The following is a 26,433-nucleotide window of genomic DNA, read 5'->3' on the forward strand; positions in this document are numbered from 1 at the left end:
ATTAACCTCTGTTGCCTCGACGGATACCACTATTCCTAAATGAAGGATTATTTGCCCCGATTTTATTTCGTGGGAGTACAATGGTGCCAAAGATCTCCCGCTTTTCTACATCGATTGTTTTAATTTTGACTTCCAATTCATCACCTGGTTTAAACTTTCTCCCTCGTGTACCGGCAGGAAAATAAGTCAACACACTCAGCCCCGGCTCAAGTTCTAAGAACATCCCATGAACTGGATGAATGCGCTTGAGCTCGGCCAGATAAAACATTCGTTCCTTGTAATTGCCGATATTGTCCCATGGATCCTGATTAAGAATCTTAGCACTTACTTGAAGCGTGCCTTCAGAATTCTCCTCATTGGGTTTTCCGAGTTCGAGAATCTTCACTTCAATGCTATCCCCGATACTATATACTTCACGAAGATCGTCATACAAACTGTAACCTACCTCAGAACGATGCAACTTAACCTGTACACCTTCCACTAGGATGTAAAGATGGTAAGGGTCAATACCACGAATAAAAGCCTCGTAGATCTCTCCTACCTGAGCATTGTTCCAGAATCGATTTGCTGATAATTTCAGAGCTTCAATCCGGTTAGCTACAAATGTACCCACTTGCTCGTCTGGTTCTGTTATAAGGGTCTCTACTACAAACTCAAAAGTTTTACCCATAAAATTATGGAGACCTTTGAATTCATAATCATCGATTTTGTTTCGGGGAAGATAGCCGTAAACCCCTTCATAATTTAGCTTTAAGCACTCCATTCTGAGATCACCAAGGGAAATCTCCTCCAAGCCAACCGCCTTAGCATAAAGTACCCGTTTACGGTTTTTCGCTTCTCGAAGTGATAACCATGTTACCATTTGCTCATTCAGTTCCTCATCGATATGTCGTGAAACAGTTCGTTTTGTCATCAAAAGCACCTTCCCTTGTTATAAGTTTTTAGATTTGATGGACGACGAAGAAAAAGAGCACCTCTAAGAACGGGCTTTTGGCCCGACACTTAGAGGTGCTCCCTCTTTTTCGTTCATTATAAATTTACTAACTCAATAGTATTTGGTTCTAAATGAGTTGTCAACTAAACGTCGTCTTCCTCTATTATGATGCCGGTTAATGTTTCTGGGACTAAATCATCTTGGTTATTTACCACCGATTCGATTTCTTTAACCTTTTCATGTTGAACATGAGTTTCCTGCGGAGTATGTGGATTATTACTTGAATTTACATCTATTGCGTCAGATGCCATAAGGTCATCCAGACTCCACTCTTTTGCTATTTTATCTTCAAGTGATCCATGATCCATTGCGGTTTGTTCTTGTCCTACTGTGACTTCCCGAATCAAATTCTCAATTGCAGTTCCAGTTTGGGCGTTTGGTTCAGAGAGAACAGGTAAATCCATCCAAGTTATATGTTGTTCACCTGGAGAATCTGTTGACCCTGGATTATTTCCATTGAAATGAATCCCTCCTTCATATTCATTAACGTCATCCGTAGGATCTGGAGCGGCCGGCATTTCTATTTTCCAATCGATTAGTTCTGAATTTGCAGATTTTGAATTATATCTTTCGACTGATGAACTGACACCTTCATCAAAAACTTCGGTTTCTTCAACATCATCAGTTCTAACAGGAAGTGCATTTTGTTTTTGATTCTGATTCATTTCGTGTGCAATTGATTCAGTTTCTTCTGACGATTCCACCCTATTATCTCCATCAGATAAAGGTTCCTCAGTTTGTTCTTTTTTGGTGAGCTTATCCAACAACTCAAATGGACTTAACTTTTCCACTGTATCAATCGCAAGTTTTTGAATCCAGTTCATCGGGTCACCCAGACCCTTGTATTTACTTGTTTCTAATTCAGCCTGTCCAATTTTAACAAATCGTTTTAGAAACTTAGTCTCAGAAATAAATTTCCCGTATGCTTGTATTGGTACTTCTATTGCACCGTCTGGTTTAACCATTTGTACGATGAATCCTTTAAATTCTTGCTCCATAATGTCAGTTGGCGTAAATCGGGGAGCTAATTGGCGTGCTGTATTATAACGGTACCCTAAACTTGGATTCGGTTGGCTGACTGGTGTGACGGATTCATTCATACTTTCCTCTACCTGTGCTTCTTCTCCAAACTGTTTACTAAACAACTCATTATCCGAAATCTGACCGCGACCAAATACCGTTTTGTTGGAGGCATTAGACATGATTGTTCTTTCATAGCCTCGGACTACGGACTCTAGCTGCCCCAATGATTGAATTGCAATTAGGGTACCTACATAATATGAGCGACCAAGTGTAAGTAAACGTTCAAACGCTTCGTTGATGAAAAGAGGAAATTCATCAATATCAAAAAGTATAGGGCACCGTTTGTATCCATCTAACTCTGGAGGTCTCCTAAAGACAGCGGATTGAAACTGACGAATAAAGAATTGACCGAACATCATACTTAATTCTTCAAGTTCTCCCAGTGCAGTATTGACTAAAAGAACCCCACCCTCATCCAAAAATTTATCGATATCGAGTACTTCATCATCATCGTTCGCAACCATAAGTTCAGCTAGCATGGCATTCATACAGATATCATTCACATATTTTTTTGCACCAGAAATAAATTTATCTTTCAAATTCTCAACTACTTGTCTTCCTTCATATTTATGACCGTCTGGATATAGAACCGGCATAATTTTATCTTTATCTTTCCAAGTTTTTAATTGGATTACTTCATCCTCAAAATAAGAACAAACTCTGTCATATCGATCTAATAAAATGCGAGTTTCCTCTGTTAACGTTGGATTTTCTAAATTTTTTATAATCCAAGCTCTTACTTCTTCTGTCACGTCAGCCAAGTAACGCGGATCTGTATACATTTTTTGCATATGAATAATAGAAAACATATTACCGTATCTTATTTTACCGAGCATAGTATATAAAGCAGCAGTCTCACCTTGTTGATCTTTAAAAAATTTGTCTTGGTCGCCAGTAAGAGCATCGAGTACTCCTCTGAACGTTTCTGCTGCTTTTTCTAAAGGACCGACAAACGGATTAAACTTTGTTGAATGAATTAGATCCGTGGAATCTACTACCTTGATTTTGCTTTTTGGAATACCTAATTTCTCGCAGAGACTAAGAACATCGCGAATAAGATCCCCCTTTGGTTCTAGTACACACACACCCATCTTTCTTCCTCTTGCGATACGAATTAGATCTTGTACTATCCTAGTTAGAATGGTGGTAGAGGTTTTGCCTGTACCTGTTGCCCCCACAACAAGTTCATGGAGATATCGTGATTCCTCAACTAAAACAATAGGTTTTTTTGTCGCCTTATCCCATCCAATAATAACGTCTGCTTTATTATTACGTAATGAGAATGATTGTCTTGCCAAAGGACCGAATTCCCATGTAAAGAACATCTTCCGCAAGTCTTCATTCATTAGAAATTGTTTTAATAACAAATAAAAACCTGTTATGCAAATAAACACAGGCACGGCCATCAAGATATACCCAAAACTCGCCATTGATTTTACTGCTAGGTACTCTTTATCAGATTGGATTCCTGCAAAAAAATCAAACATGTAATGCTCCACGTACCAAGCAAATACAGCACAATAATGTGCGAGTAAAGCAAATCCATTTATCGCTACTGAGATAATTCGTCCTTTTTGACCTTTCCAGTCTATCAAGGTAGTGTATCCCTTTTTAATTGGTTGAGTTACAGTCGAATAAAACCAAGTAAATATCGGTAGATTCAAGAAAAAGAGACACCACCAAATCATATGACTTTCCAAATCAATGAATGGTATACTCATCAGCTGGATTAGGAAATCAGGTGGGCTTTCAAAAAAAAGCGTGAGAAACGTCTCGACACTGCCTGAATTATGCTTCCATTGCGAAAGATAGATAATGATAGCTGAATAGCCCGTCATCAGGTTCAATATCATCAACAAGGTAACAAAAATGGTATGGAAATATTTACGGTAAAATTCCATTACCCGCTCGCGATTATCCACCCAATATTTTCGATATAGAGCAGTTAGCAATGACATCGATCTTTCTTCTTCCTCTTGCTGCATATTATTCTCCAGTTCTATCTCTCCTTTCTTAGAGTCGAAGATTTTCAGTTATTGCTATGAAAAAGAACCTTCTACAATCAGTTTGCTTTAGCTGATAAATCTACTGCACTTGTTCTCCCCCCTCGTTCGAACGCAAAAAAAGCACACGGAACTAACTCCTAACGGAGTTAGCCCGGTGCTTCCAGGTCAAAGTGATTAATTATTTGCAATCTGCTTTTATTATAATGGAACTAAACACTTTCGAGAAATCGTAGATATAAATCTGTTATTTCTAACTTAATGGTTTCTAATGGTACACTGATATTAGGATTAAGTAAGCCATGGTTTATCAGATTTAAAATCAGCTAAAAAGCACAGTAAGGAGAGGATTTATTTTGTTTCCAGTAATTATTGTTAGTTTAATCATCTTCCTATTACTCTTCATGTTCATAAAAGGATATATTCATTCAAAAAATGAACGTGCAAAAAAAGAAAAAGCCTTTCGTGAAGAATTATTGCTAAAGATTAAAGAGAATACACCTTCTTTTCAGGAGGAGACAATGTCAACAATCCTATCTATCTCGACAAAGGATCTCACATCATATCTGGAAGAGAACACTTTAATTCATCAAGACGTTTACAATCAACTTCTCAAAAAACATTTCGAACCAAGTAAATAGTAATTAATTTAATCAAGTGCCCCTATTTGACTTCTGTTTTCCCTACTGTTTCTCGAATTAAAATCTGTTGTTTATAATGACAATAGTTAATTGGATATTCTAGAATATGGGGGAAAAAAGAGTATGTCACAGACAAACATCCTACATCTGTATGAGGTCCTGATGAAACCGGGACCCCCAAGACCAAAAAATAAAATCATTGAATCACTCCAATATGAGGATGCTTTGGCATTGTTGAAGCGTGTTTTTCATTCGGTTATCGCTGATCCATCATCATTCTCTCAAGATCAGAAGTTCTTAGCGTTAAGCCTTGATTATCAAACAAACCTTTTGTATGCGGACATAGGTACTGGTTTTAAAGAGAGTATTGAAACGTGTATCGATTTAACCACTCTCTATAAGCCAGATATGAAGAAGTTTATCGTTCTTCTCTTCAAACTTCCTGAAGAAATAAATGTCTTATCTGAAAATGATGCGAAAAAATCAGTTGCAAATATCAATTCTAGTGGTATTTCACCACAGGATCTTTTTAACAATTCAGAACGATTTGAATTGGTTCATGTGAATGACTATTCAAATAACTAAAAAAATGGAAAAGCCACGGATCCTAAGATCCCGCGGCTTTTCTTTTATTCTTCAGATGGCTCGTACGTTCTAATAGAAAGTAGAAATCGTTCTGCTTCTTCGTAATTGTTATTACGCATTTTAATTAATTTATCTTCTGACATGAAGGAGTTAAAAGAGTATTCATTACCACCAACATACTGTGAAATTGGCTGCAGTTCACATTTACCAAGTTGGTTTACTACTACTTCGGATATTGATACGAGCTTATGGGCCTCAACAGTTAGAACGAAATCGATCGCATTCAAGTTTTCCTCCGAAATAGTGCTGTCCCTTAATAGTTCATCCGCTTCCTCCAAGGCGAAATTAAGTGTATTACTCTCCAAAGAAGCTAATCCTTGACCTCTTTTACACATCTCTAAAAAAAATTGAATATTTTCTCTAGTAAGGCCATTTATTACTGCAACATTAGATTGTAGAAAAGTCTCCCCATCGGGCTGCTCTACTCCGATATCATAAATTTTTCTTCTAGGGTACAAATCCTTGATAGAAACTGGACCAAGATACATAGTGATATCTTCTGTTGTTGTTTTTGAATCAAAGAGGGTATTCAGTAATTCGTCTCCACCAGCTCCTTTTCTGCCGTGAACAAGAATATTCACTCCGCAGTTCACCATTGCTTGAAGTAAAGTGTACACTTCAAAATTAAACATTCGATTGTAAAAGTACATGTTATGAAGAAACTGTCTTTCTTGTGCCTTTTCCATAATTTTTGCTCCTTTCAAAATAAAAAGCACCCTGAACGACATATAAGCTCACAATGGTGAGTTTTATGGTTCAGGGTGCTTCCCTAAAGTAAATATTTTGAATAATTTTAATCTTGAATTTATTATTCCATAACCTATAGCGTTTTGTAAAGAAAAGTATATTTAAAAAAGTCTTAGATAAGGAATTTAAGGAATAAGTATTTCTCCACCTGCTTATAATAGGATAATACATAGGTTTTAGATACTAATAAATAAAACGACACTACGGTAATTTTTGAGCTAAAAAGTCAAGCAATAAAAGGATTTAGGAGCCTTTATAGAATATAAATCAAAGTAAAAAGTGCTAATGTGGAATACTAAATTGAGCTGTACCTTATTCTATTAATATAAAACCAAGTGAAATTAATCAAATGGAAAAGACCAAGTTATCAACATAAATTAACTTTTATAAACTTGGTTTTATATGATTTAGTACATTTCACATGGATAACGATAAAGTAAACAGATATGTTATTTGATGGACTAAACTTATACACAGAAATATCACAGGTATTAACTTGGAATAATATGATTTTATGGCCAGAAGACCGGCTGCCAACTTAGTTATCAACAACCTCAATTTGTTAGAACTATTTCTTGCAGACAAAAGAGTGGGCTTTTCTAAAAAAAATATCCTTAGGGAAGTTATAAGCTGCAATGCAAAGAGCCCTCAAAAAGTAAGAATTTTTGAGAGCAGGTTGAGGGGTTAATTAGAAAACACTAGGTTCTCTAACCGGAAGTTATATGGTAGAAGGCGCTTACCAGGTAATCTAGGTAATTTTGGTAATTCCCCACGTATCCAATCTTCTACAACTTTTGGATTAGTGTTTCGAATAGCTAAGAGTGCATTATACTCAAGATCACCGTAATAAAATGGATCAACCTTTTCTATTAATGCCTCTCTCTTTATGCTATCTATATCCAAGAATTTTCGTAGTTCTTGATACTGATATGTAGTGGGACCCGCTCCATAATCTGAAACGTCCCAAGGCAGAACAGGGTAACTTCTGTTCAGTGATTTTATAGTTTGTTCCATGCGAATCCGAATTTTTTTAATTCCCAGTTTTGATTTTAAAGCTGCCTGCGAGAAACTCCATTTCCTTTCTTTGACTAGCTCCTCCCTAGTTTCAGGATATCGAACAAATTCATCTGCTCCTACCTTAGTGATCACTTTATCGAGGATTGTATTGAACTTATCCTCGATACTGTGCTTAATCATGTATTCTGGATTACGAGGCAGGATCCCCTTCTCTTTTACATATTCCATCAAATCATGAAAAGCATGTCTAATTAAACGGACACTTACCGGCCGTAGTCTTTTTACTAGACGATTAGACAAATGTTGGTCTGAAAAGAGTTCTCCAATTCCGTAGAAATCAGCTTCCCTTTTTAGAAACGAAAAAAACTTTGGATAAAGAGAGCAGGCATCCAGAGGATTGTAATATTTTTGTTGATCTTTGTTCACTACAGGAATTAAAAATTCTGAATTAAATTTCAATTCTGCTTTATATCCATTTTTCCCTTTAACCAATTGCACACTATCTAAAAGCTTTGCATTAGTTTTAGTTTCAACTGGAAGTAAAAGTTGAGCCAAATTATTGAGAATATCAGAGATATGGCTCTTCTGGCTTTTATGTAAAAAAGACAAAAGACCGGAAAATTGAGCGTGTCTAAAAGTCTTATCCACTTGTTTCAAATTCCTAGTAATGATCTTTTTTGAGCTGCCGCTCGCCTGTGCATAAGCTGAAATAATCAATTTCTTCTCTGCCAATGTTAATTCATGAAACACTTTAGTAAATACAAACGGATGAAACAGGACATAGTGGCCAATTTTATTGGTTTTCTCGTTCATGAAATAATTTAACCTATGTCGAATATCCCCATCTGCTGATTCTTCGGAGAGAATCAATTGATGATGAGAAAATTTTTCGAGAGCAGCATAAAATTGGCCTTCGCTAATAGGAGACTCAAATTCATTTTCTAGACGCCGATATAAAGCTTTCCTATTGGTAAGATCAATATACCCGTAAGCATTACAACAGCGAAAAAGAATAAACGCTAGTTGAAGATCTGCATGAGTAAGATGATCTTTTAATCGCAAAGTACCACCATCTCTAAATGAAAACTTCATTCTGCTACTAAAGTTTAGATTCATATCGAATAACTGATTCAAGAATAAGGAAGTGATCTTTACAGGATAAGTTGCTTTACTCTCAACGATCCCCAATCTATTACCTAAAATGAGTGCTTTCATTCCTCTGGCACCTCCTTCCTATCGCTTTTTTGTGGACTTAGAAGCTAGATTTTGATAATATAAAGTTAAAGAAGACAATATTAAAGCAGGCCTTCTATCAACCATTTTTAAAAATGGAAGAGAAAGCTTTGAAAGTGAGATCTGGTGGCTGCCGGTGATCTCCGTATATGTTCCAGGATATCTAGTGTTGGTAGCACAGATATCCAGAGAAGAGTCCTTTGACATTTGAAGGGCTCTTTTTATTTTATCCACTGTGGATAACTAATCGAAAAAGGTCGAATTTTCCACAGGTTGAATCTAACTTGACAATAGCATTCTTAAAATCGTTTGGTCAATCGGGGTTCAGTATATACTTTGGGCAGGGGTTCAGTATATAGTTCGGGGCTCAGTATATAGTTCGGGGTTCAGTATATAGTTTGTTTAGGGGCTCAGTATATAGTTCGGGGCTCAGTATATAGTTTGTTTAGGGGTTCAGTATATAGTTCGGGGCTCAGTATATAGTTTGTTTAGGGGTTCAGTATATAGTTTAATTCTCTTGTTTATGATAAAATATTTTTATTGATAAATAGATTATGATAATATATAAAAATAAGCCGACGCATCAAGTAGAATGCATCGGCTCATTTTTAGTTAACATGAGTTGAAGTGTCTCTTGGATTACCTCATTGTCATGTTTGTCTATTTCTATTGGGTATTTGTTACTCATCTGTAGAAGGTCTCCTGGCACGAAATTAATATATTGAATACTTCGTCTGGGACCATATACAACCTCATAAGAACTGATTACATCCATCGTTTGAAGCTCTTGAAAAGCATCTAAAATCCCGCTTACAACGAGTGAACGATTCTCTGTTTGTAGATTCAGGTGTTGAGTAAGAGTATCGACATGATACGATGTTACATTCTGAGCACAAGAGTTTATCATGTTAACATACAATAGTTTTGTAATCGGCTTATGAAGGTCGTTAAATAATACAACGTTCATATGAAGGAAATTACCTGCTTGTAAGGAATCATGGATGTGCCGATGAAAAGTAACACTTGCTGCCCTTTCCCTGCCTGGCTCTTCCCCATCACGTAAAATAAACTCAAGAGTATCGATCGGATGATACAGAATTGTACGCTGTCGATATTTACTACCTGGTAGATAATACTCTTCCATGATGATTTGGGTCCGTGAAAGATTTATTAGGCTTTCATGCAGCTCCATGTATTCCTTTCCGGAAGGTTCTGTTTCCATTGCTCGAACCAACTCGTTAAAGTTAAATGAAAATTTTTGTTCACCGCCGTTTTCGAAATATAGCTTGGTAAGTCCAGCGAGTACACGAGCGTCAAATATTCCTAAGAAAACACCATTAGCATTTTCATAGTAGAGTCGTCTAAATCCGTTTCTGGTTTGCTGAACGAATCCACCGGAGTATTTCTTTTTCATCACTGCTTTTGAATGAGAGCCCGCACCAAATAGTCCGTGTTCGATGAGATTCGTTTCAATCGGTGTGTCAGGGACTTTGCGATTCTCAATCTTTTTTATTTCCAGCGCTTTTTCTAACATTTTGTATTCTAATTCAAGAATCATTTGCTGCATGTACTTTTGTTCATCGATTGGGACTTTGTTTCTTTCATCTTCATTAACTTGACGAGTTATTTGATTATATTCGTTCCCAAGTTGAGTAAACTCTAATGAGAGCTGGAGTGTTTTATGGCGTACCAATCGTTTAGCAGACTGGTGAATATTAGGTGCTAAGTGCATGTCAATCTCTTCTTGTGAAAGATTCATCTTTTTAAGTTGTGTGAAGACCTGAATTATATTAAGAGCTTCATGACGTAGCGTCCCTCTTATAACTTTCATAATCTTGTCCTCCATTACGTGCATTTCTCCTTCTATTGTATATTTAAAAAGAAAATAATAAAAGCACTGAATGACAAATGCCCCCTATTGGGGGTTTGTCATCAGTGCTTCTGATGTTGTTCCTTATAAAATTCCATGATTAATATAACATAGAATAATCATCACAACAAAATTCAAGCAAATCTCGCCTTAACAGGTGGCTTAGATGCCACTCTTTCAAATCGATCTGGAGGTAATTGATTGAGTTCTTCTATACAGCTTGTTAAGTACGCGATTTCCGTATTGGTTTCAGAGAAAATAATTGAGTTTATTCTTTTTATCACCAAGCTCCTTAATTTTTCCAGTGAGAGATAGAATTCTATATTAAACGGGTTTCTTTCCGGATTCCATTTATTTAGTTCCTCATCTATCCATACTAACTCTTCTAGGTAATTAGATAAAATTATACCTGAATGATGTACCTCAAGATACTCAATTTCTGCTCTATAAAGTTCTTTTATTTTTTCGGTCAACATGCTACATTTCTCCTTAATTTTGAGCCTGAATTATCAACGATAAATAGGAACCTAAGCAGTTTATTTCTGTAGGTCTATGTATTCAAAGAGGATAGTATACAGAATAATGCGGCTTTCTTAACATTAATGGCAAAAAAAAAGAAAAGCACCCTCTAAGCCTTAAGTGGCTAAGAAGGGTGCTTCCCTTATGTGTAATTATTAGATTAATTATATTATCCTAGCTTCTCTTTGGATAGTCAATAAATAGAGGTTAAACGAGGATATAAACACTGATGTGCTATCGATGTTTACTGATCCGTTATGTTTATCGAATTGAGTGTGATTGTGTTACGATCACATTGATGAAAGATGTATTGAGGGGGTTTTTTTATGATAGAAGAAGACCAAGACTTAATCGGTCAACTGATTTCAGCTCAATGGGTATTTAACGACCAGGAACTTTCAAGAGAGCGACTGGAAGCATTATCAGAGGAGAAACTTCAGGCACTAAGTATAGAAATTGAACAAATAATCAAAACTTCACTTGAACGGAAAGACTCCTTAATTGATGAGGTACAACTTCTTTCCTTAATGCATGTTAAGATGACAATCGATAACGAACTAACCAATAGAAAGGGAAAGCTAAATTTGAAAATAAGATGATATAAGTCTCATTTCGAAGCAGACTTGTTTCCTCTCTAAAGGCATATGGTATGAAACGCTAAGGAATACATCAAAGTCGATGCCTTTTAACACGATTTTTGTGACATTCCCGCTTCATTTTCCATTAGAAACCTTCCTGCAATTAAATATTTGTTAGCAGATACAAGAGCGAGAGATAATGAGTGGAAAAGCAGGAGTAAGACGATTGTAACAACAGCGACTATTACAAAAATAAATCGATCTTGGGGTTATTTCTTACAAGTTAATATGTTTATAGCTTTTATATGCCACCTCTCTAATAGATTATTAAGGTCGAGATAAATGAGAATATGATCATTATTAATATCAAAGCATAATGATCGGTCACTTTCTGATTGAATTTCGACAGAAAGACAAAATAAACAGTGATACCGATACCTACGAAAGGGGCAATTATCAGAGATGAAAGAGTAGGAAATCGGTAATGAAGTAAAGCAGAACCCATTCCCATGCTAATTGCAAAAATCAAAGAGATTATTATAAATAATTTTCTTTTTATAAGGTGTCCCTTGGTATCATTGACGTTATTCAAATCCTACTAGCTCCCTTCTACTTAGTTTTTAACATTAGAAGAGCACCCTGAATAACAACCTTCTTGGTTGTATATTCAGGGTGCTCCCCTGGTGTTGATCTTATAATTTTGATTATGCTTTTCATAAATGAAATTGTCAAATAAATCAAAAGAATTTACTGGATTCATGAATTAAATATAGCTATAATATAAGCAAATAAATAATTCTCTTCTACGGTAGGTCATGCGACTAACCGATTCTAAAATCCTTATGGATTCGATGCTACTTGGCAAGGGCCATTTAGCTCCTTCTTTTAGAATTCGGTCGTATGGCCTTTTTTATTTTGATTTAAAACGACTATGAGGGTGATTCGGATAAGGCGTGTGAAAACCCTAATTGTTTTTGGAAGGAAAGTAGTTAAATAAGGAGTTGCTATTAATGCTTAGGAACAAGCTTTTCGGTATCCTTTTAATCTTTACAATAATTTTTTCTATAACGGCCTGTAACAACAAATATACAGCTATGGACAATCCTCAGAAGAGAGAATTTGAGTACCGATATACAAAAGAAGTGGGTAAAGTTATCCGACTGTACAAGGATGAATATGATTATGTCATGGGATTAGAATTGGCTAATGGAGATCGACACAAATTGTTGATAACCCCACAAGACTTCCATGAACTTGGAGTTTTGGACGATGTGGTTGTCAAAACAAAGTGGGCGAAAGAGAAGAATTCATCTGAAGAAGAATTTGGGTGGAGTATTGAAGTTTATAGAACTTCTTCTGATGAGGGAAAATCCATCTTGAGTGATGACAGTGTTCAGTTAGTAGAACAATAGATGGTGCAGAGTCAGTAAAATGTAATCATGGTTGTGTTGGATTGTATTCACACTAAGAATAAACCACTGTTGAGTTCAGAATTTTTAACTCGGTAGTGGTTTTATTTATTTTCTAACAAATAAATGAGAGGTTAGGTGGTTTTGAATGACTGTGACTTTGCTTATTGCTTTTGCAATTGGTGGAATTGTCAATGCTGTTGTTTCTGCACGAATTGACGGTGTGCTCTTCCCGTATATTAAAAAGGTGGGTAAGAAACGCTATCTTAATTTGGGTATTCTAGGTGATTTCTTCATCGGAGGTTTTGCTGCTTTAGCTGCTACCGCTCTTCTCGAACCTACCACGCTGGTTAAAGGAGTAGGTACAGCTGTTCTTGCCGGGTTCAATGGTTTCTCTTTCTTGGCCAAAAACGCCCTAGCTAGATCTGGGGATCCGGAGGAGACCGCAGAAGTAGATAAGCTTTATAAGAAGTTTATGCAAGATACTCCCGTCGATAATAAGAATAATAAGGAACAATAATGAAAGTCGGCCCAATGGGGATTATGTAAATTAATCCCCACATACATATCAATTAGTTGGGACTCTAGTTTTTAGGAGGAAATATGCATGGATAAATCAAATGAAGATCTGGATAATCTAATTCATAGGTTCTTTCGATTATATCATTTGTCAAATAGTGCAATGGAAAAGGACGAATTCGGATTAAAAATAAAAAATCTAATACGTAAACGTAAAGAAACAAATGATCAATCATAAAAAGAGCCTGCTCATCCCTTTAAGGATGTAGCAGGCTCTTTTTTGTATTGAACAAAAACATATAATATAATGAAACTAACCTAATATGCATTTATACATAAATAAGTAAAGCACTAGGGAGGCTGTTCTATGGTGAAGAGTGCTGAGAACTACCTTGAATTTAAACGAACGCTAGGTCAGTTATTGTTTTTAGCTCACCGGCATCATGATCCCGTTGAACAAAAAGAGTATCAACTAAAATATAATTCATTGAGACTTAAGGAAATAGATTATAAAACCACCGAGTTATCTGAAGAGCAGAAAATAGAACTCACATGTTTAGATTTGTTAATAGCACTGTATGATCAATATAATTCTGAGGTTTCTGACATGCGAAGATCTGAAATTCACAATGAAATCATCGCCCTGTCGGAACAATTACGTGTAGCCAGAGATACTTAAGAAAGAGGGCCTGCTTATAAGAGGGCTCTTTTTCATTATGGGTATTCGGATTATATGGTTGAAATTATCTGCTCAATTTCCAAGTTCAACGATTCTCCAAACGCCTTGAAGTGAGTATTTTTGAACCAAATAATTTAGATAAGCATAATAGCTCTGTTGGTGTTTTCTATCCCATATATCATTAATCAAAGACGTGATGACTGCTATTTGACCACGAACGAAATTTGATCTTTGTTGATATTCCAAGCCAGTTGTTGATTTTTCAATACGTATGAACTCATTTATTAGTTCAGTCAGTGTATTTCGCGTTGCATGCGCCGAAATGGTTATCACAGGAAAATCCATTACTCAAAATTCATTCCTTTCCTTTCTTGTTTATCCAAATTCTCGTAATCTGGATTTGCAATTCACCTATTCAACCACAAATTCCAAAAACCTTCATTAGTTCCTTCTTCTTATTTGTATTATTAAAAAAACTCCGCCTAATAAAATTCCTAATAAAATCGGCCAGCTCATTCCTGAATTCCAGAATAGATATGTCATTAAATCCACACCAAGGATTTGATAAAGCCAGTATTCGATCGAAAGAAATAATTGACTAATCTTCGTGGCGGGAAAGATTAAACTTACAATCGTTAATAAACCATTTATAATTAGTCCAATTAAGGCGCCTATATACAATGACTTCCATCCTTTGTAACCGATGGTGCCTATAATTAAAGCTTGAATGACACTTAGTAATAAGTCTTTTATAAAAGTTGTTTCGTCATGAATTTTCGCAACCGAGATTAAATTAATGATGATAGCCATTAAAGAACTCACCCATAAAACTTGAACATAGATGAGTTTACTATGCTTAGATGGTATCGATAAAAACAAGTGTTTTATAGTTAAACTTTCATTATTCCCAATCCAAAATTTCCTCGGTTCCTTTTTTTCAGATGCAGAATTGGAACCATTCAGTATACGGCTTGCGATTTGAAGAGCCACGCCAATTATCGTGCTTACAGGCGCACATAGAGTAATGAATAACACTGATGTAACTCCACTTGACGGTGTACCATGATCAATAATGGTTACAAACATACTTGCAAGAAAAACAGGAATGCTGCACCAGTATATGAGCTTCCATCCTTTGAGTCCCAGGATGGTAATTAACCCGCCCCAGAGACCAAATAGCAATAACAATCCCCAATACCATTCGAAATTAATGTAAGATTTAGAGTAATCATAAAGTATTAATGCAATTAGGTATAAGATTAGAACAATAGGCAAAAAAGCGATTATCATTAAATTATTCCGTTTTATAAGACCTAAACGATTGAATATTATCATCCTTCAGTATTCCACCTTGTCTTTTCTTTCAATTGTAGCAATACGAGTTCACCTTCGAGAAACAAGAAAGGAGCTGCCTTTCTGTATAAACAGAAAAGACAGCTCCTTTAACATAATCTATAGAGAAACTGCTGCTCATGGAGAACTCATCCCGCTTCGGTTTAATATAGATTAAGTTATAATCCTTCTTAATAATGGTTTATGATCTGTTCTTCCATTTTATCTACAAGCTAAAATTCTTGGTGATTTATTTTCTTAAGATAACCTCCTCATTGGACTAGGGGAACCTTATGATGGGTTGTGAATAAGGCACAAAAAAATCACACCTTAACAATAAAGACCCAAACAAACCGTTTTTGACGGAATGTACCCTGCGGTATTTGAGTCCACTATTGTTAAAGTGTGATTCTAATTAAGAACGTTCCTTAAGCGCATGCTAGGAACAAAAAAAGAAAAGTAATTTACATTTCTATTTTAGCATGAAAAAAAGAGAAAGTTGTGGGGAATTATTTTCTTTCGTGTATGTAATTATGCTACATTCGCTGGCTGCCACGCAAGAACTCGATCTAAGCGAAATGTACGTGGTCTACCGGTATTTAGACAAGTTGCATAAATAAATTGACCAATGATATTTTTAACCCCAATCCTACGCTGTGTTATTTTCCCAGTATTATCCACATAAACAATTTCTAACTTTTGTCCAATATACTTATTCATCTTCATACCTCCTTTACATATAGGAACTCCTGTTCTTATATTATAACAGAACAAATGTTCTTATAACAAGTTGTTTATCATGCTTTTATTTTTAATAAAAAAGAAAGCTCCTCCTTTCACAGATGAGCTTTCTTTACTTAGTTACATGTGTGGAAATTTTAGTAATACCCTTGGTGACCACAATTATTAAACATGGTTTAGGCATTTTAAATTTCTTATTTGATTTGTAGAAATAAAGTGTTTCCCGCTCCATTAGCGATTAGTCATTTCCTTGATCATTTTGTTTGGGTCGGACATATACATCTAATCCTAAAGGTTCTATTACAATTTCTTCTCCTCTTAATTCATCTGGATTTAAATAACCAAGCAATTGGCCTAAGCGCATAGGCACATTAGTATTGTTACATTTCTTCAGGTATACCATAGATCCACCACAATAGCTTGCATTTTCAACTTGATCTTCAATACTCTCTTTGCTGTAGTCAATGGTTTTGTGACAATGAAATGGAATATTATCATGTAATTTCCGTATAATTTCTTCCAATCTCCCTGGTTTTAAATTCAGGTCATTTTCAATCAGAAAAGGACAATTGTTACATGGTTTTTTTATTGAGAACAATTGATTTGGATTTTCCATAAGAAGACCTCACTAGTCCGTATTTAATTTCATCTTTTAAAGGATGTATAAGATTGCTAACCTAAGTAAGTTAAGTTAACTCAATTGTATTAACAAACTATAGCATGATAAATAAAGCATTGAAATATTTAGGATAGCTTCTTTCCCTTAAGGTTTGATTAACCCTGGCACTCTGGAACGGAGTGCCGGGGTTAATCAAGTCAGAAATCACCATTTTCCTGTATGGGGAAACGTGGATCGGCTACACTTAGTTGGACAATAAAGATAAGGGCTTGTAGAATAAGCAGATAAGATTAAAGGAGCGGATCTACAGTGCCAAGAGAACGACGGACATTTACATCAGAATTCAAGAAAAAAATGGTGGAGCTATATGAAAACGGGAAACCCAGAGCCGAAATTGTAGAGGAATATGGCCTCACAGCTTCTTCCTTGGACCGTTGGATTAAGCAATCTCAAGCCTCAGGTTCGTTCTCAGAGAAGGACAATCGCTCTGCAGAAGAAAATGAACTCATTGCCTTACGAAAAGAGAACCAGCGCCTTAAAATGGAGAACGACATTTTAAAGCAAGCCGCGCTGATCATGGGACGAAAGTAGCTATCATCCAGAACAACCGTGATAAATACTCGGTATCAGCAATGTGTGACGTCCTGCAAATCGCAAGAAGTACGTTCTATTATGAAGCCAAAGAGCAAGTAAATGAAAATGAGGTCACCGCAGCTGTGGTGGAGATATTCCACAAGAATCGTAAGGCCTATGGTACGCGCAAGATTAAAGTGAAGCTGAATGAGCGCGGATTCGTTGTGTCCAGACGTCGAATAGGCCGGATGATGAAAGAGCAAGGCCTAGTCTCTACGTACACAACAGCTCAATACAAGCCTCATAAGACGGCGTGTAACGAAGCAACTACGGTAAATGTGCTAGATCGTGAGTTTGAGCAATCGGTAATCAAACGCTTCGTCGTCAGCGATCTGACGTATGTAAAAGTTCAGAACCGTTGGCATTACATTTGTGTGCTAATGGATCTGTTTAATCGAGAAATCATTGGCCATAGTGCAGGTCCAAATAAGGACGCTGCATTGATTTCCCGCGCCTTTGCGACGGTCAAGGGCGATCTGCGTCAGATTCAATGGTTCCATACCGACCGTGGCAGCGAGTTTAAGAATCAAAAGATGGATGAGCTTCTACAGACGTTTAATATTGGCCGTTCACTCAGCATGAAAGGCTGTCCTTATGACAACGCGGTCGCTGAAGCTACCTACAAAATCATGAAAACCGAGTTCGTAAACCAAATGAACTTCCAAAGCCTTCGACAGTTAGAAGTGGAATTATATGATTACGTCAACTGGTTTAATAAACATCGTATTCATGGAACTTTAGGCTATATGACGCCTGTCCAGTATCGCTATGAAGCCCTTAAAAATGTTGTTTGATTTTCTGTTGACAATCCAAACGAGCATATGCTGCTTAACGCGATAATCCAACTCCCGTAAACGATCCACGATTTCTAAGTTACCACTTTAACATAAGTTTATCTCACGATTTTCTTAATTGAATTTAAATTTCTGTAAGTTCATTGAGAAGTTCATTGAGACTGCCGGCAAATATTCTTTTTTCACTTAGCCAATCATTAAATTCTAAGTCATTGACACATTGCTCATGGAGATCAGATATAACACTCTTTAAGTATCCCATGCATGTAGTCTGCTCTTTAGTCATAAGATAATTTTTCTCTTTCGTATGAGGTAACTGTATTAAGACATGATCTTTCACATACTTGAGTGCAAAGTCCAATTCAGACTGGTTCGCTGATAACCTGAACATTACGGTATCAATATTTTGGTCACAACCACAATTATTAAGATAATCTATAAATGCCTCCAAAGCCATTCCCTTATCAGTGTTAACTATAAATCGATCCCAAAGTGGATATAGCAAGAGGAGGTTTTGTAGCTGCTCTCTTCCTATGTCCTGGTAAACAGGCTTTTGTTTATGAATGATTCGGGATGCTTTTGTAATGTAAAGCTCACTCATAAAACCGTTTTGAGAAGCCACCTGCCATAACTCCGAGTAGTCTTCATAAGTAAGGTTTAAGTACTCTTCCTCACTTCCCTCCAGTTTCACAGGGGTTCCCTCGATTTCATCAAATGCGTTGAGAGTGATATCCGGATATTTCTGTAACGGGGAGACCATGTAAATAGAGCGGTATCGTTCATGTTTCTCATTGATATCCATGTAATATCTGTAAAGACGATTTTTCAAATGTTTTTCTACTATTGAAAAAGCACATTTGTTGTGAGAGTTGTTGTTTTTAGTCTCTTCGGCAACCAAATAGTCATAATCGTATTTTGGAATTTCAAGTGCATCTTGTTCCCAAAGCTTTATAGGTTCAGGTTGTTCATCCCTGAGTAACAACATGGAATCATTTGAATTAATGCCATACTCCTGATGAAAAGCATAAAGGTAGTAGTCACTTGATGGATTAATCACGATGAAGTATCTCCTTCTAGGTTTTGCTGTAATAGTGAAGGTCATACTTTCCCCAATATCACAAAGTTTTGTATTGTTAATGTGAAATCTAGATGTATTAAACAAACATCCGATAATCTCATTTGCAAATTCATTGCCACATTCAATGGGAAGCTTGTGATGATCCCTAAACAATTCAAAAATTGGCCATGGTCTTTTATCGGGTCCGTTCACAGCTATGTATGGTTTCTTTAATACCAATATCAAAGCGTTATCTCTTCCGTTCTCAATACATAACTCTGCTTTTATCCCTGTGATTTTAGTAATTATTTTATGTGCTTCCTCTAAGAATTTAGTAACAGAAATCGTATAGGAACTTGAATCAGGATCTATTCTCATTCCAAAATTTTGTTCCCATTGACTCGTGTTTAATGCATTCATCATAATGAAGTCCTCCGTTTATTATTATTGTGCCCATAAAAAAAACACTTCTATTTAGGATTCAAACAATCGTTGAGTTTCCAACGAAAGTTGCTAAATCACTAAAAGAAGTGTTTTGTTCTGGAAAGGTCTTTATAGCGCATGCCGAGACCATTTAATTTGAGTACTTATAGAGATAATATTAGCATACTCGTTTCGATACAACAATATAAGGTCTTGTCTAGTTGTGACTATCAATGGCTCATTTCTTATTATTTAGGTTGATTGACTGCTCGTCTAGAAATCGATACGATCAAAGTATAATTAGTTCCGATATTAAATCATATTAAAAGAAATTAAACTATACCTTCAATGTGGAAGCACCACTGAGTAGCCAATTAGGCTTATTCAGTGGTGTTTTTTGTTCAAGTTATGTTGTATCGCTAATTTTTTTTAAACGTGGTCATTTTTATTTACATACTTCTTAGATAATTGAAAGGCTGGTATACATGGTACGTGAAGGAAAATATGCAGTTTATAAAGGTATTGAATACTGTCTAGGGAAAAAAGGCAGGGATTGGGCAAATTTATTATGTTATGATAAGCAGTCTACTCAACATGGTTTTGTTCCTCATAAATATGATGTTGGGGTTTACACAAAGAGAGTACCCAAAACGGACATTCATGAAGCCTATCACATTAGAACATTAGTAGTATTCATGGGTGAAAAGTTTATGGTTCGAAGTCAGGATTTTAACATGCTTCAGATAATTACATCTAACGTCACGATTGCTCACAATTTTAGCTTTACTCAAATTGCAAAATACTGCTTCGAAAAATCGATTTCAATAGAAGATGTTACACAGATCTATGAAGAAAAAATATCTATTAAAATTTAAAAAAAGAGACCGGAAGAAGATCCGGTCTCTTTTTGTTTTGTCTATTTTACTATGTTGGAAGAACCTTTTGTTGCCCAGCGGAGTTCACTCCAACCGTATAAACTGCTGATTTTTTCTTACTGCCAAGGGGTCTGACTTTGATACCTCGAAAAAGTCCAGTTACTAGACTAGGTTGATTGAGATTATATGCTTTCAGTGCAATAATCATAGCTGCTTCTTCAGGAGTTGAACTTTCAATATGCTCTCTTACACAACAATGATGGCCTTTATAGGATGCTATAAACATATGTACTCTCCTTATATAATATTAATGAACAAACTCCACTATCATCAAACTTATTACCAATCTGACGATAGTATTTGATCTGGTTTTATGAGTATTTCTGAAATCACTTTTGCATAATATCCCCTCTGTTGAAGTTCGGGAACAATGTCATCATCGGAATAACCAATAACCTTACAGGTCAGATACTCCATAATTGATTCTAATACTGCTTCGTCTGCGTTCGTTTCGAAATTGAAGCAGTAATTATTAGATTGGATGCTAACTTTTCGTATCGGAAGAAAGTCAGCAAATCTACGAATGCTTTCTCCCGCTCTGTTGAGAGGAACTTCTTCTTTCGTATAAAATAAAAGCGCATCCTCAAAGTTATTTGTAAAATCACCGATACTATTGCAAAGAAATTCATATTTCTCATCAACTTCAGAAACGACAACAAATGGGCCCTGTTCAGTTACATAATCGTTATTATGCGACCAAGGTATAGCTGGCAATAGTTCATTTTCTGGGATCACTGATACAATAGAGCTCTTATGTTTCGTGCTGATCCATTCAATAAGCCGGCTTGGACATGAAAAGCTTGGTTCACTTAGTGTCCAGGATCCAATATTGATAAGCTTGTAGTTCAGAAAAGGGCCCATCCTCACAGAATCCTTCACCTCTGAAGTTACTACAAGGTATCGACATTTATCTTTAGTAACGATAATAGATCCAGCTGAAATCTTGTTCATCATGTTCTCACTCATAAGTTGAAGCCTCCTCAAATTCCTATAAATTCTTGCAAACCTTATCTATTTATTACTTTATTCGCTACAAATGACATCCTACATAAAGCTAGATAGATACATTGGATGAGGATGTTTGGCTTAAATTGTCCAGTAATTGGGACAGCCACTAATGGTCGGTGCATGCTACTAAACACTCCTTTTTAATGATTTTGGGTTGTGATAGAAACGCAAAAAAGCGCTTCTCCCAGAACATGTTCGCAGTTAATGCGAATTCAACCTAAAATAGGTTGAACATACTCTCGGAGAAACGCTAATCTTAAAGGTTCTTCGGCGCGTGCCAGAACCACCAATAAAGTAATATTTAATACATAGTAACATGCTTCCCTTTTTTTTTGCAAGAGACATATGAACAGTAACAATCATTAAACTGCAACTAACATTGAATTGTACAGACTTTTCTAAAGAGTTTTTTATGACTATACGAACGTGAATTCCCGTAAGGTGATATAATATAAGTAATAAATGAATAAGGTGTGATTGAGTATAGAGAGTCTAAAAAGAAGAATTCACGCGATTACTGAACCACTTAAAACCATGCTTGTTGGGAGATTCCATCGTATTGTCAACATTGAACTTCGATCTCTTACACAAGATATGAACACGAAAGAATACAAGCCAGTATTAACAAAAGGCCAAGTAATTGATTGCGATTTTGTGGGTCAAGGGAGTACTCTGGATAAGAGACATTTTGCAGTTATATGGGCTGCTGACCGTAAAAGTGAGCATATTATTGTAATCCCGCTAACTAGTAAAGATAGATCGGGAAAAGCAGCGCCATTTAGCCTGGGGGTTATCGACGCTTTGAACCCTCCTGGAGAAGAGAAAGACAGTATCGCCAAAGTGAATCAACCACAGAGTATATCTCGTAGAAGTGTCCATATTTTACGAAGAAAACGGATCAAGGAAAAAGGGTTCCCTTATGTCTTGATAGCATCCAGCTTCAAAAGTTGAATGATATCTTTCGTAAGTATCATCTCAAAGAACCACTTTTAAGAGATGTTCTAGATTCATCCATTGGTTTTCGTTTCCCTACGACAAAATTATCGGTTTACAGATACCTACTAAACCGCCCTGTTCAACATGTTCTCGTAGATGATCAGCTCTTGTGTAAAGCTGCCGATGATTCAAATTGGACAGTCATTGAGCTTGTTAAGATTCGAGGAATGAATACTACTCAAAGGAAAGGCTATCTGAAGGGTTTATTTTCGGGTGATCCTTCCAGGGAAGAAACTGTTGAAATAGGGATTCATGAGTTACTAAGCCTTCAACGCACTGCTGCTGCAGGACAAAAATAGCATAAGTGCTCTTGACGAAGTTACTACATAAAGGTAAAATGTAATTATTCAAGCTCGCAATGAGCGCCTGCCGAAAGGTATATATCAAAGTCCGCAATGGACTACAAAAGCTCGGATCCTCGGATTCGGGCTTTTATTATTGTGGTTGTCGCTTTAATCGTTTTCTTAAGTTTAAAAATGCATAGATTGCCAATCCCATTGTTGAAAGAAGTAAAATAAAGAAGCCCATATTAGTGATCATATTTTTTTCAGTATTTATACCCAAAAAAATCAAATAAATGCTTCCATAGAAACACAAATTGAGCATGCCCTCTAAATATTTTCTTCTATAGAATTGCAAGATAACGATAAGACAAGCTAGTAAGATAATAAAGATCAATGCCACACCACCCCGTTGTTATTCCCTAAATCAATGAAAGTTCATCATATTTAGTTTAGTGATTATTCTCAGCACATTACAATATTATGATTAAAATATACACCGATCTCACCGTTCTCAAATTCTAATGTAATATTACCAATACTCTCATTAATTTCAGTTATCAAGCCCTCTTTGTTTGCCCAGATCCCTTCGGTGGGTCGGGCTGTAGCTCCTAATCCAATAACTCTACCATTACGATCCTTCAAAATCATATTTCCCCCCCTCTGCAGAATTTATTTATTGGTTCTTTTCATCAGAATCTTATTTAGTTGTTCAATCACAGAGTTAAATACAGGAGACCCATTATCTAATAACTGATCTCGAAGTTCTTCTAGATGCTGATTAGTTGCGTTCATTAAAAAATTTACTACTGTTAAATAACCGGCATAACCACGTTTGCTTAATAAAAAATCAACAAACTCACTGACCATTAGATAATCTTGCGGCTCTAGTAATTCGATTCCTGAGTATAGGCCTTTTTGAGAAACCATTCCTTCCATTCCATGTACCCCTTTTCATTTGAGTATAACGTTTACATTCATCCTGCCTTTAACCCATCTGTTCTAGCACTCTATTAATTCCCCTTTACTTTCTAAAACAATTTGGGGTTATGATCAGAACAAAAAAGCACCTCTCGCAAGAACAGAAAGTAAACAATCTAAAAATTGTTTCAGCTTTCACTCCGAGAAGTGCTTTTCACTATGAGTTCATGAGGCGCATGCCAGAACCTAAAACGTAAGAATAATATATTCATATTATCACGTTTGAGCATCAATTTTCAATTTATGAAAACATTTTAAAGTTAACTCTGGAATCATTATAGAAAATTAATAATTCAAAAGAGGTTGTTTATAATCCAAACTCTATCTCTTTATAAAGTACAAGGAGAGCAGCAAATATCCTTGGATTAAATACCTGCAGGATTTAATCACTATATCTACCGAGGAGGAATAATAAATGGAAGTTAAATCTGAACAACGTGAATTAGGTGTATTAGAAAAGGAGTTTCTATTAAGCAAACTGAATGACAATGAGAAGTTTATCAAGATCAAGAAATTTCTCGCTGAACAAGGGCTCTTGACAGAAGCAGAACTGAAGATTTCAAGGGCTTATCAGGTCATGGCAAATATTTACTCCGGAGTAACGGTGGAAGTCTCCCTTGGAGAGGGATATCAGATCTGGTACAGTAAATTTGACGTCCTTAATACCAACGAGGGTTATGAACAAGTGATTGGTGTTCATGTACAAAATAACCTTGAAAAACAATACGAAGTCAAAGACGGAGTAGTAAAACTGTCGAAGGAACTTAGTGTTGACGAGGAAGTTGTTGAACAGGATGAAGTGTCTGCACAAGATAACTGTTGGCCACATGGTAACTGGTGTGGTCCAGGATGTAGTGGTCCAGGAGCACCCGTAGACGCTCTTGATAAATGTTGCATGTATCATGACAATTGTTATGCTATTAATGGTTATTCCAGCTGCCAATGCGATTACGACTTGCTTGATTGTACGAGAGGCATGTCTGGCTGGGCTGCCAATATTGTTAGAACAACATTTATTCTAGCTCAAATTGCGGGATATTGTGTCTAACATGAAGTAAAATAAAAAGGATAAGCTGCCGAATATTCGGCAGCTTTCTTTTGGTTTAATCAAACATCAAAAATTTAATCAATGTGTTATGGACCGAAAATTAGATAACCTAAAAATGTGTAGATGAAATATGATAAAAATGCTAGAACATTGCACGTAATCAAAACAAGATCAATTCGAGAATCCGATTTTCCATACGATCGAATTGACAATACTACTCCAATTGGTGGAATGACTATTGTAGACAATAGTCCAAAAAAACGAAACCAATGTCCTTCTCGTACAAATAAAACTTCTAATATGAATAAAATGACAGGTACTACAAATGTAAGTATAGAAATTCTACGTGAGTCCAATGATCTCAACACATATCATCCTCTCGTGCAGTACTTTGATGCTCAAAATGGTTTCGAATGGCAATATTGTTTGTTTTTAACTATATACAAAATCATACCACCAAATGAAATTCAAGTCTAATGCAATTCATTACGATTCCCTGACCTGGAGAAGTTAATTATTATGTAAAATTAGGTGCTTAGAAGGTTGTTTTTATTAAGTGCTGCTTCACTTTTAAGGATAAGATCTGAATGGAGGTGATCCCGTTGGATCAACTAAGTGAGTGGAGATCAAGGCACTATGATTTAAAAATCCAACTCTTGCGGCTCAGTAAAAAAATTGTCACAACAACACACCATGAAGATGTAATCTTTTATCAAGAACTTTGTGAGATATATGCTCGCCATATTAAAAAAATTGAATCGGATTGCTTTGATGAAATTGGTGTTAGCATATGCAATTGTGGATTTCATCCAGAACAATGTATTGAGTAGAAATAAAAAAAGACTATCTATGAAATGATTTCGTAGGTAGTCTTTTTTTATTTCATATTTGAGTTATCGAGTAATTAACACCCTTAAAAGCACGCTGTAGTTATAAAAACTTTTTTTGAGATACGGCACATTTTAGGTTCAAAATCCAATAATTAACTGATAAAATAAGAACATATGATCTTATTTTTTTGAAAATAGGTTGTTAAATGATGTTATAAGACCTCTTTATATGTATAAATATGGAGCTAGCATGGGGGGCGCTTATGAATTCTAAAATATATAACCAGTTGAAACGAAACTTATCCAATCAACCTATATTACTTGAATTCCTGAAAAATCAAATCCACATGGAATTGCTAATTAACTACCTTCACGAACCAACATATACAAATAAAAAAAATGTAGATGAGGCTTTCAAGAAGTATTTTCTTGAACTCCGTTTTACAGCATATATGTCCTCTCTAATCCACTTTACATCGATTGATTTTGATAAAAAACGAAGGAAAGAAAAAAAACGGTCGATTTTGTTTCCCGAAAACGACCCCAATAGCCCTTTCCCCTACATAGGAACAGAAGATCAATATATGGAAGAGTCACAGGTTTCTTCATTTGAAAGTATCATTAGCAGCTTACCTCTTCATAAAGCCATCTTAAAACTAACTGAAACTGAAAAAAAGGTTCTATTAGATGCTTATGTTTTCAATAAGTCAGACACTGAAATTGCAAAAAACAAAGGCGTCTCACAGCAAGCTATCTCGAAAACAAGAACAAAAGCATTAAACAAATTAAAATCCTATTTAACTAATGGAGAGGTGTAG

The 26,433-nt window shown here is 35.9% G+C and carries 26 protein-coding genes; 12 read left to right on the forward strand and 14 right to left on the reverse strand.

The annotated features are described in order from the left end of the window. Position 1: 1 nt before the first annotated feature. Together ACPV3A_RS01595 and ACPV3A_RS01600 are read right to left on the reverse strand one after the other, a co-directional pair. Complete coding sequence (locus tag ACPV3A_RS01595) at positions 2-913, reverse strand: S1 RNA-binding domain-containing protein (RefSeq protein WP_063477486.1); 912 nt, start codon at positions 911-913, stop codon at positions 2-4. Positions 914-1,077: 164 nt separating this feature from the next. Continuing rightward, positions 1,078-4,062 (reverse strand): type IV secretory system conjugative DNA transfer family protein, encoded by a 2,985-nt coding sequence (locus tag ACPV3A_RS01600; RefSeq protein WP_063477487.1) that lies wholly within the window; start codon positions 4,060-4,062, stop codon positions 1,078-1,080. A gap of 821 nt (positions 4,063-4,883) precedes the next feature. On the opposite strand from ACPV3A_RS01600, the gene ACPV3A_RS01605 reads away from it, so the two are divergent. Next, positions 4,884-5,306: a hypothetical protein gene (locus tag ACPV3A_RS01605; protein WP_174806178.1), complete on the forward strand. Its 423-nt coding sequence runs from the start codon at positions 4,884-4,886 to the stop codon at positions 5,304-5,306. Positions 5,307-5,350: 44 nt separating this feature from the next. Here ACPV3A_RS01605 and ACPV3A_RS01610 read toward each other — a convergent pair whose 3' ends face one another. The 4 genes from ACPV3A_RS01610 to ACPV3A_RS01625 form a co-directional block, all read right to left on the reverse strand. Beyond that, positions 5,351-6,052 (reverse strand): hypothetical protein, encoded by a 702-nt coding sequence (locus ACPV3A_RS01610; protein ID WP_063477490.1) that lies wholly within the window; start codon positions 6,050-6,052, stop codon positions 5,351-5,353. 745 nt (positions 6,053-6,797) lie between these two features. After that, positions 6,798-8,345 (reverse strand): hypothetical protein, encoded by a 1,548-nt coding sequence (locus ACPV3A_RS01615; RefSeq protein WP_063477491.1) that lies wholly within the window; start codon positions 8,343-8,345, stop codon positions 6,798-6,800. A gap of 601 nt (positions 8,346-8,946) precedes the next feature. Then, positions 8,947-10,209, reverse strand: a complete 1,263-nt coding sequence (locus ACPV3A_RS01620; RefSeq protein WP_063477492.1) for a replication initiator protein A — start codon at positions 10,207-10,209, stop codon at positions 8,947-8,949. Positions 10,210-10,367: 158 nt separating this feature from the next. Further along, on the reverse strand, positions 10,368-10,709 hold the full coding sequence (locus ACPV3A_RS01625) for a hypothetical protein (RefSeq protein WP_063477493.1): 342 nt from the start codon (positions 10,707-10,709) through the stop codon (positions 10,368-10,370). Between the two features lie 369 nt (positions 10,710-11,078). Between ACPV3A_RS01625 and ACPV3A_RS01630 the strand changes: the two genes are divergently transcribed. The 5 genes from ACPV3A_RS01630 to ACPV3A_RS01650 all read left to right on the forward strand — a co-directional run bounded on the left by ACPV3A_RS01630 (position 11,079) and on the right by ACPV3A_RS01650 (position 13,937). Continuing rightward, a complete protein-coding gene (locus ACPV3A_RS01630) occupies positions 11,079-11,351 on the forward strand; it encodes a hypothetical protein (RefSeq protein WP_063477494.1) in 273 nt (90 codons plus the stop codon). 989 nt (positions 11,352-12,340) lie between these two features. Continuing rightward, on the forward strand, positions 12,341-12,742 hold the full coding sequence (locus ACPV3A_RS01635) for a hypothetical protein (protein WP_063477496.1): 402 nt from the start codon (positions 12,341-12,343) through the stop codon (positions 12,740-12,742). Between the two features lie 145 nt (positions 12,743-12,887). After that, on the forward strand, positions 12,888-13,259 hold the full coding sequence (locus ACPV3A_RS01640; protein ID WP_063477497.1) for a hypothetical protein: 372 nt from the start codon (positions 12,888-12,890) through the stop codon (positions 13,257-13,259). A gap of 87 nt (positions 13,260-13,346) precedes the next feature. After that, positions 13,347-13,496 (forward strand): hypothetical protein, encoded by a 150-nt coding sequence (locus tag ACPV3A_RS01645; RefSeq protein ID WP_179087372.1) that lies wholly within the window; start codon positions 13,347-13,349, stop codon positions 13,494-13,496. Positions 13,497-13,625: 129 nt separating this feature from the next. Further along, a complete protein-coding gene (locus ACPV3A_RS01650) occupies positions 13,626-13,937 on the forward strand; it encodes a hypothetical protein (protein ID WP_063477498.1) in 312 nt (103 codons plus the stop codon). 441 nt (positions 13,938-14,378) lie between these two features. On the opposite strand, the gene ACPV3A_RS01655 is transcribed toward ACPV3A_RS01650, so the two are convergent. The 3 genes from ACPV3A_RS01655 to ACPV3A_RS01665 all read right to left on the reverse strand — a co-directional run bounded on the left by ACPV3A_RS01655 (position 14,379) and on the right by ACPV3A_RS01665 (position 16,626). Continuing rightward, entirely contained in the window at positions 14,379-15,272 is an 894-nt protein-coding gene (locus ACPV3A_RS01655; RefSeq protein ID WP_063477500.1) for a hypothetical protein, read from the reverse strand. A 528-nt stretch (positions 15,273-15,800) separates the two neighbouring features. Next, entirely contained in the window at positions 15,801-15,989 is a 189-nt protein-coding gene (locus ACPV3A_RS01660; RefSeq protein ID WP_306085059.1) for a hypothetical protein, read from the reverse strand. Between the two features lie 259 nt (positions 15,990-16,248). Next, the gene (locus tag ACPV3A_RS01665; protein ID WP_063477502.1) at positions 16,249-16,626 is read right to left on the reverse strand and encodes a hypothetical protein; all 378 of its coding nucleotides are present in this window, start codon (positions 16,624-16,626) and stop codon (positions 16,249-16,251) included. Between the two features lie 357 nt (positions 16,627-16,983). On the opposite strand from ACPV3A_RS01665, the gene ACPV3A_RS01670 reads away from it, so the two are divergent. Then, positions 16,984-18,056, forward strand: a protein-coding gene (locus tag ACPV3A_RS01670) for an IS3 family transposase (RefSeq protein WP_127502937.1) whose coding sequence is annotated in 2 segments (ribosomal slippage) — positions 16,984-17,185 and positions 17,185-18,056 — 1,074 coding nt in all. Because the reading frame shifts where the segments join, the coding sequence is not laid out codon by codon here. 124 nt (positions 18,057-18,180) lie between these two features. Here the strand turns inward: ACPV3A_RS01670 and ACPV3A_RS01675 are convergent. Beyond that, positions 18,181-19,536 carry a hypothetical protein gene (locus ACPV3A_RS01675; protein ID WP_063477504.1) on the reverse strand — a complete coding sequence of 452 codons (1,356 nt, stop codon included), beginning with the start codon at positions 19,534-19,536 and terminating at the stop codon, positions 18,181-18,183. A gap of 485 nt (positions 19,537-20,021) precedes the next feature. Between ACPV3A_RS01675 and ACPV3A_RS01680 the strand changes: the two genes are divergently transcribed. Continuing rightward, complete coding sequence (locus tag ACPV3A_RS01680; RefSeq protein ID WP_063477505.1) at positions 20,022-20,411, forward strand: hypothetical protein; 390 nt, start codon at positions 20,022-20,024, stop codon at positions 20,409-20,411. Between the two features lie 49 nt (positions 20,412-20,460). Here ACPV3A_RS01680 and ACPV3A_RS01685 read toward each other — a convergent pair whose 3' ends face one another. Continuing rightward, positions 20,461-20,697, reverse strand: a complete 237-nt coding sequence (locus ACPV3A_RS01685) for a hypothetical protein (protein WP_063477506.1) — start codon at positions 20,695-20,697, stop codon at positions 20,461-20,463. Positions 20,698-20,750: 53 nt separating this feature from the next. Beyond that, on the reverse strand, positions 20,751-21,437 hold the full coding sequence (locus ACPV3A_RS01690) for a hypothetical protein (RefSeq protein WP_063477507.1): 687 nt from the start codon (positions 21,435-21,437) through the stop codon (positions 20,751-20,753). A 519-nt stretch (positions 21,438-21,956) separates the two neighbouring features. Between ACPV3A_RS01690 and ACPV3A_RS01695 the strand changes: the two genes are divergently transcribed. Then, positions 21,957-22,430 (forward strand): type II toxin-antitoxin system PemK/MazF family toxin, encoded by a 474-nt coding sequence (locus ACPV3A_RS01695; protein ID WP_063477508.1) that lies wholly within the window; start codon positions 21,957-21,959, stop codon positions 22,428-22,430. Between the two features lie 791 nt (positions 22,431-23,221). Here the strand turns inward: ACPV3A_RS01695 and ACPV3A_RS01700 are convergent. Both ACPV3A_RS01700 and ACPV3A_RS01705 read right to left on the reverse strand, forming a co-directional pair. Next, complete coding sequence (locus tag ACPV3A_RS01700) at positions 23,222-23,407, reverse strand: hypothetical protein (protein WP_063477511.1); 186 nt, start codon at positions 23,405-23,407, stop codon at positions 23,222-23,224. A gap of 21 nt (positions 23,408-23,428) precedes the next feature. Next, entirely contained in the window at positions 23,429-23,695 is a 267-nt protein-coding gene (locus tag ACPV3A_RS01705) for a hypothetical protein (RefSeq protein WP_063477512.1), read from the reverse strand. Between the two features lie 457 nt (positions 23,696-24,152). Between ACPV3A_RS01705 and ACPV3A_RS01710 the strand changes: the two genes are divergently transcribed. The 3 genes from ACPV3A_RS01710 (at position 24,153) to ACPV3A_RS01720 (ending at position 26,433) form a co-directional block, all read left to right on the forward strand. Then, positions 24,153-24,785, forward strand: coding sequence for a hypothetical protein (locus tag ACPV3A_RS01710; protein ID WP_063477513.1), 633 nt, complete (start codon positions 24,153-24,155; stop codon positions 24,783-24,785). Between the two features lie 602 nt (positions 24,786-25,387). Continuing rightward, positions 25,388-25,615: a hypothetical protein gene (locus ACPV3A_RS01715; RefSeq protein WP_127502920.1), complete on the forward strand. Its 228-nt coding sequence runs from the start codon at positions 25,388-25,390 to the stop codon at positions 25,613-25,615. Between the two features lie 263 nt (positions 25,616-25,878). Next, the gene (locus ACPV3A_RS01720) at positions 25,879-26,433 is read left to right on the forward strand and encodes a sigma-70 family RNA polymerase sigma factor (protein ID WP_063477515.1); all 555 of its coding nucleotides are present in this window, start codon (positions 25,879-25,881) and stop codon (positions 26,431-26,433) included.

The organism is Paenibacillus sp. Dod16 (assembly GCF_049893405.1).
Classification (GTDB): Bacteria; Bacillota; Bacilli; order Paenibacillales; family Paenibacillaceae; genus Paenibacillus_AQ.